The organism is Sphaerospermopsis sp. FACHB-1094 (genome assembly GCF_014696195.1).
Classification (GTDB): Bacteria; Cyanobacteriota; Cyanobacteriia; order Cyanobacteriales; family Nostocaceae; genus Sphaerospermopsis; species Sphaerospermopsis kisseleviana.
Genome location: NZ_JACJPT010000037.1, coordinates 36,770 through 43,764 on the forward strand (window position 1 = coordinate 36,770; position 6,995 = coordinate 43,764).

Here is a 6,995-nt window from a genome sequence, read left to right on the forward strand (position 1 = left end):
AACTACAACTACCTATGTCAGAAAATTATCGTTTTGAAACCCTACAAGTCCATGCTGGACAAGAACCTGCACCTGGTACTAACGCCCGCGCTGTACCAATTTATCAAACTACTTCCTACGTTTTTGATGATGCTGAACATGGAGCGCGGTTATTTGCTCTCCAGGAATTTGGCAATATTTATACTCGCATCATGAATCCGACAACGGATGTATTTGAAAAAAGGATTGCCGCATTAGAAGGTGGTGTAGCAGCTTTAGCTACTGCAAGCGGTCAAGCAGCACAATTTTTAGCAATAAGTACGATCGCTCAAGCAGGAGATAATATTGTTTCCACCAGTTTCCTCTATGGAGGAACTTATAACCAATTCAAAGTTACTCTTCCACGATTAGGGATCAATGTCAAATTTGTGGAAGGAGATGATCCAGAAAACTTCCGTCAAGCAATTGATCAAAATACCAAAGCTTTGTATGTTGAAACAATTGGTAATCCCCAATTTAACATTCCTGATTTGGCAGCTTTAGCCCACATTGCCCATGAAAATGGTATTCCTTTAATTGTAGATAATACCTTCGGTGCAGGTGGATATTTAGCACGACCAATAGAACATGGTGCTGATATTGTTGTCGAGTCTGCAACTAAATGGATTGGAGGACATGGTACATCCATTGGCGGCGTAGTAGTTGATTCTGGTAAATTTGATTGGGGTAACGGCAAATTTCCCCTCTTTACCGAACCTTCCCCCGCTTATCATGGATTGAATTTTCAAGAAGTATTTGGCAAAGGTAGTCAATTTGGTAATATTGCTTTTATTATTCGCGCCAGAGTGGAAGGATTACGAGATTTAGGAGCAGCATTAAGTCCATTTAATGCTTTTCTATTACTACAAGGATTAGAAACTCTTTCCCTGCGTGTAGATCGTCATGTAAATAATGCTTTAGAATTGGCTAAATGGTTAGAACAACAAGAGCAGGTAGCATGGGTTAATTATCCAGGACTTCCCAATCATCCCTATCATGAACGCGCTAAAAAATATCTTCGACATGGTTTTGGTGGAGTTCTTAATTTTGGTATTAAAGGGGGATTAGAAGCTGGTAAAGCCTTTATTAGTAATGTTAAATTAGCCAGTCATTTAGCAAATGTTGGTGATGCAAAAACCCTTGTTATTCATCCCGCTTCTACAACCCATCAACAGCTAAGTGAGAGTGAACAAATTTCGGCTGGTGTAACACCAGATTTAGTACGGGTATCTGTGGGAATTGAACATATTGACGATATTAAGGAGGATTTTGAACAGGCATTTAGGAAGGTGACAGGTGACAGGTGACAGAAAGAAGAATACAGGAGTTGCAGGAGTTACAGGAGTTACAGAATAATCTATCTACACCTAATACTCCTCAATTACTAAACACCTGTGTTCTATTCCCTATTCCCTATTCCCTATTCCCTACTATATGAAATACCTAGACTTCATTTCACCAAAAACTCAGTTTTATCAACTTTCAAAACCATTTTCATTAGAATCTGGTGAAGTATTAATTGGTGTTCAGGTTGCTTATCGTACCTGGGGAAAATTAAACGCCAACGGTGATAATGGAGTCTTAATTTGTCATGCTTTAACTGGCTCTGCTGACGCTGACGACTGGTGGAAACCTTTATTTGGTGCTGGGAAATCCTTTGATCCTGATCAGGATTTTCTTGTATGCAGCAACATTTTAGGAAGTTGTTACGGTACAACTGGAGCAACTTCTATTAACCCAAATACAGCAAGAATTTATGGTGCATCTTTTCCTAGAATTACAATTAGGGATATGGTGAATTTGCAAGCCGCACTATTAGAATATCTGGATGTTAAATTTCTGCGATTGGTAATAGGTGGTTCACTGGGTGGGATGCAAGTTTTAGAATGGGCATTATTATATCCAGAAAAGGTGAGAGCGATCGCACCAATAGCCGCACCTGGAAGACATTCAGCATGGTCTATTGGTTTAAGTGAAGCACAAAGACAGGCAATTTATACAGATCCAAATTGGCAAGATGGGAACTATACAAGTGATGCACCTCCGAACCAAGGGTTAGCCGTAGCGCGGATGATGGCAATGATTACTTATCGTTATTGGGAGAGTTTTACAAATCGTTTTGGAAGGGAGAAGGATGAATTTAATCAATTTGCCATATCTAGTTATTTACAATATCAAGGTCAAAAACTCATAGAACGTTTTGATGCTAATACTTATATTACATTAACTCATGCAATGGATAGTCATGATGTTAGTTGGCATAGGAAAAATTATCAATCTGTTTTGCAAAGTATCAAACAACCAACTTTAGTTATAGAGATTGATTCTGATGTTCTTTATCCCCCAGTAGAACAACAAGAATTAGTAGATTTAATTCCTAATGCTCAATTAGGATTAATCAAATCACCTCATGGACATGATGCTTTTTTAATTGATATGGAGGAATTGAATGAAATGGTAGTTTCTTTTAGGAAAGGATTAAAATTTTGTGTTTAATTTGTTTAATTTTCAATCAAATTAGGGAGTTAAAAAATTATGGCTTTAATTAATCAAAGAGTAGATGTTCCTGTAATTGTGGATGAATCTAAATGTTTAGAAAAATGTGTTGCTTGTATTGAAGTTTGTCCTCTGGATGTATTAGCAAAAAATCCAGAGACGGGAAAAGCCTATATGAAATATGATGAATGTTGGTTCTGTTTACCCTGTGAAAAAGAATGTCCAACAAATGCGATTACAGTCCAAATTCCTTTTTTATTGCGGTAGAGGTGCAGAAATGTTTACAAATACAGATTCAGAATTAAATCAATGGTTGGAAATGTTGCGATCGCCTGATGTGAGCGATCGCCTAGTTGCGGTAAAATCTCTACAGCATCTCGGAGAAGATGCAGCACTTGATGCTTTAATTATCGCACTGGAAGACGAAAGCACCCCAGTCCAAAAAATAGCTGTATCCGCACTTTGGGAAATTGCCAATCCTCAAGCAGTTCCAGCTTTATTAAAAACCCTCGCTTCCCCAGATGAAGACGTTCGCACCGAAGCATTATCAGCTTTAGGTGAATTAATAAATGCAGATGATTTACTGTTATTGTTAGATGCACTAAATCAAGAAAATATCAACCTGCAAATTAATATTTTAATCTTATTGCGGAAGATACATGATGTTCAATCTTTACCTGCGGTGTTATCTTTCTTTGATTCCAAATATCCAGAACTACGAGAAGCTGCTATTACAACTTTGCGCTATTTAAACCAAGTCCAAATCTGTCCACCAGCTTTATCATTAATCAATGATCCTGATGATAATGTCCGTCGTGCAACAGCATTAACTTTAGGACATTTAGCAGATCAAGAAATTGTAGATTTATTAACTAAAGCACTAATTTCTGATTTTGATTGGCAAGTACGACGCAATGCAGCTAAATCTCTAGCAATTCATGCTAATTCAGCAGCAATTCCCGCTTTAAAAATTGCGCTAAAAGATGAACATTGGCAGGTGCGAAAATTCACGCTTCAAGTATTACAAAAAACGCCAGATCAAAATTTATTACCTGATTTGATTAAAGCATTAATAGACGAATATTCTGATGTGAGAAAAGAAGCAGCCATAGCACTTGGTAATTTAGAAAATGCTGATGCTTTAAATGCACTACAACAAGCACTAGATGATCCTGATCGAGATGTTTGTATTTACGCAGAAAGAGCAATTAAAACAATAATAGGGGCGAAGGATTCGGAAAATAAATTTTGACAAGAACCGATAATTAATAGACCGAATGCTTCGCCCTTACAACACAACTTCGCTAAATATGTACAAATTTGCTCCTGCTTGGGAACAAGAAACAATAGTATTTGGTGCTTCTCAACCTGGATATACTGATAATCAGGTATATGATTGGATTGAGTTTATGAAATCACAAAATATCAAGCGAGTTTGCTGTTTACTTAGTGAAAAACAACTAGCTAATTATGCTCATCTTTTAGATACATATCGGCAAGAATTTGGTAATCAACAAATTTGTTGGACACCAATTGAAGATTTTTATTTATCTGATTTAGAAACACTCATAGAGAAAATCCTACCTTTTTTGATCACAGCAAATCAACAAAATGAAAAAGTAGTTGTGCATTGTGCTGGTGGAATTGGCCGGACTGGGCATATATTAGCAGCTTGGTTAGTGAGTGTGCGGGGATTTTCTAACAAAGATGCAATTTCTGCTGTTATAAGAACAGGGAGAAATCCTCATGAAGCTGTAATGTTAAGTGAAAATCCGTTACAAGTTGCACAAGAATTGAATTTGTTACTTAATAATTGTCGCCTAGCATTCTTAACTAATTGAATACTATTGCTGATTTTTCAGACAAATTCAGCAATTTATAAACACTTTACCATTGATAAAATAGGTGATCATCAAAACTATTATAAAATTGGAATCTAGCAGTTCCTACAATTAAATTATTTGCCTTTTCATCGGAGGAAATAACATGAACTCGAAATAGATAAATACCTTCGCTGGTGGGATTATAAAAAGGTTTTAAAGCGATAATAATTGTTTGATTTGCAGAAACTGGTTTATCAAAAGTAGCAATGATAGTTTGTGGTTGAGTTGAACTTTTGGTTAGGGTAATACCTACCTTTTCTTTTTGTCCACTTGCTTCTACAAAAGCAAAACTGTTTTTCTGATCAAATTCAATATTTTCTACACCTTCTATTTGTGTTAAAACAACCTGTTGCAGTTGCCAATTAGCTAGAGATTCTGGTAATTTGATTGTAAAATAATAAGTTGCGTCCCAAGAACCTGTTTGATTATAGGTTGTTTTGGCAGTTAACAACGGTTTTGATGGTATCCCGTAGGTAGTATGTACAGATAATAAAAAGATTCCTGTACTAATAGCTAGGGTTTTACAAAGAGTTTTACCAAGAGTTTTAAAGTTGTTCATGTTTTGAGGATTTGATATTTTAAATAGGTTTTTCTATTGAATTACACCCTTTTAGTTTAGCAAGTGGAAGTCACTAATAATTACACATATTAGTTAATTTTAATCGTCCTAATTCCTATCTGATTAGGTGGATTAAATGAGAGGTTATATTGCAATACTGCTAAGTTAACTAAATTAGATCAGATTCTCTCATTGTTGTTTGGGTAATTTTATTAATAAATGTTAAGTAATTTTATGTTTTTTATCTCACGCAAAGACGCAGAGGCGCAAAGAAAGAGAGAAGAACAGAAGGAAATGAAAGCATCAAATTTAGATCCCTGACTTCTTTGAATGATCTTCATTATTTACAAAAAATTTAATTAAGAAGTCGGGGATCTTTCGTACCTGGCTTAACTTATATTCATTATTTGTTAATTTTTCTGATTAGCTCCATAGTATCTTGATAGTCTGTTTCTTTACCTTCTTTTTTATAGATATTTGCGGCTATTTGGATATCTTTAATTGCACCCTGCTTATTTCCTAAAGCATAACGGATCAATCCCCGGTCGATGTAGGCATCTACATAATTGGGATTAAACTTGATAGCTAGGTTGTAATCATCAATTGCACCCTGCTTATCTCCTAATTGATAACGGGTCAATCCCCGGTCGCAGTAGGCATTTGCATAGTTAGGATTAATCTTGAGGGCTTGGTTGAAATCTTCTATTGCTCCTTGTTCATCTCCTAAATTAGAACGAGCAACTCCTCGGCTGTAGTAAGCTAAGGCCAAGTTAGGATCAATCTTAATAGCCTGATTGTAATCCTCCATTGCACCCTGCTTATCTCCTAATTTAGAACGGATCAATCCCCGGTCGATGTAGGCATAGGCATTGCTAGGATTAATCTTGAGGGCTTGGTTGAAATCATCTATTGCTCCTTGCTTATTTCCTAAAGCATAACGGATCAATCCCCGGTTTTTGTAGGCTTCGGTAAAGTTAGGATTAAACTTGATAGCTAGGTTGTAATCTTCTATTGCTCCTTGCTTATCTCCTAAATCATCACGGACATATCCCCGGTTGTTGTAGGCTAGGGCTAAGTTAGGATTAAACTTGATAGCTAGGTTGTAATCATCTATTGCTCCTTGCTTATCTCCTAATTGATTACGGACACCTCCCCGGTTGTTGTAGGCTAGTGCATAGTTAGGATTAATCTTGATAGCTTGGTTGTAATCTTCTATTGCTCCTTGCTTATCTCCTAATTGATTACGGACACCTCCCCGGTTGTTGTAGGCTAGTGCATAGTTAGGATTAATCTTGATAGCTTGGTTGTAATCTTCTATTGCTCCTTGCTTATCTCCTAATTGATTACGGACACCTCCCCGGTTGTTGTAGGCTAGTGCATAGTTAGGATTAATCTTGATAGCTTGGTTGTAATCTTCTATTGCTCCTTGCTTATCTCCTAAATCATCACGGACAACTCCCCGGCCGTAGTAGGCTAGGGCAAAATTAGGATTAAACTTGATAGCTAGGTTGTAATCATCTATTGCTCCTTGCTTATCTCCTAATTCATTACGGACATTTCCCCGGTTGTAGTAGGCTTCGGCAAAATTAGGATTAAACTTGATAGCTAGGTTGTAATCATCTATTGCTCCTGGCTTATCTCCTAATTCAGAACGGACACCTCCCCGGTTGTTGTAGGCTTGGGCAAGGTTAGGATTAATCTTGATAGCTAGGTTGTAATCATCTATTGCTCCTTGCTTATCTCCTAATTCAGAACGGACACCTCCCCGGTTGTTGTAGGCTTGGGCAAGGTTAGGATTAATCTTGATAGCTAGGTTGTAATCATCTATAGCACCTTGCTTATCTCCTAAATCATCACGGACATTTCCCCGGTTGTAGTAGGCATCGGCATAGTTAGGATTAAACTTGATAGCTAGGTTGTAATCATCTATTGCTCCTGGCTTATCTCCTAATTCAGAACGGACACCTCCCCGGTTGTTGTAGGCTTGGGCAAGGTTAGGATTAATCTTGATAGCTAGGTTGTAATCATCTATTGCTCCT

Annotated in this window: 7 protein-coding genes; 5 read left to right on the forward strand and 2 right to left on the reverse strand. The window is 37.1% G+C overall.

The genetic code is table 11. From position 1 onward, the window contains the following. The first annotated feature begins 14 nt into the window (after positions 1–14). From H6F47_RS13430 to H6F47_RS13450, 5 genes are all read left to right on the forward strand, one after another. On the forward strand, positions 15–1,325 hold the full coding sequence (locus tag H6F47_RS13430) for an O-acetylhomoserine aminocarboxypropyltransferase/cysteine synthase (protein ID WP_190649546.1): 1,311 nt from the start codon (positions 15–17) through the stop codon (positions 1,323–1,325). Between the two features lie 127 nt (positions 1,326–1,452). Beyond that, positions 1,453–2,514 (forward strand): homoserine O-acetyltransferase, encoded by a 1,062-nt coding sequence (gene metX, locus H6F47_RS13435; protein WP_190649548.1) that lies wholly within the window; start codon positions 1,453–1,455, stop codon positions 2,512–2,514. A gap of 39 nt (positions 2,515–2,553) precedes the next feature. Further along, the gene (locus H6F47_RS13440; RefSeq protein WP_027401230.1) at positions 2,554–2,781 is read left to right on the forward strand and encodes a ferredoxin family protein; all 228 of its coding nucleotides are present in this window, start codon (positions 2,554–2,556) and stop codon (positions 2,779–2,781) included. 10 nt (positions 2,782–2,791) lie between these two features. Further along, the gene (locus tag H6F47_RS13445) at positions 2,792–3,766 is read left to right on the forward strand and encodes a HEAT repeat domain-containing protein (RefSeq protein ID WP_096572465.1); all 975 of its coding nucleotides are present in this window, start codon (positions 2,792–2,794) and stop codon (positions 3,764–3,766) included. Positions 3,767–3,824: 58 nt separating this feature from the next. Further along, positions 3,825–4,355, forward strand: coding sequence for a dual specificity protein phosphatase family protein (locus H6F47_RS13450; protein WP_137666515.1), 531 nt, complete (start codon positions 3,825–3,827; stop codon positions 4,353–4,355). Positions 4,356–4,401: 46 nt separating this feature from the next. Here the strand turns inward: H6F47_RS13450 and H6F47_RS13455 are convergent, their stop codons facing one another. Together H6F47_RS13455 and H6F47_RS13460 are read right to left on the reverse strand one after the other, a co-directional pair. Beyond that, positions 4,402–4,956, reverse strand: a complete 555-nt coding sequence (locus H6F47_RS13455; protein ID WP_190347349.1) for a DUF2808 domain-containing protein — start codon at positions 4,954–4,956, stop codon at positions 4,402–4,404. 403 nt (positions 4,957–5,359) lie between these two features. Beyond that, positions 5,360–6,995 (reverse strand): tetratricopeptide repeat protein (locus H6F47_RS13460; protein WP_190649550.1); only part of this gene is annotated, 1,636 nt, incomplete at its 5' end.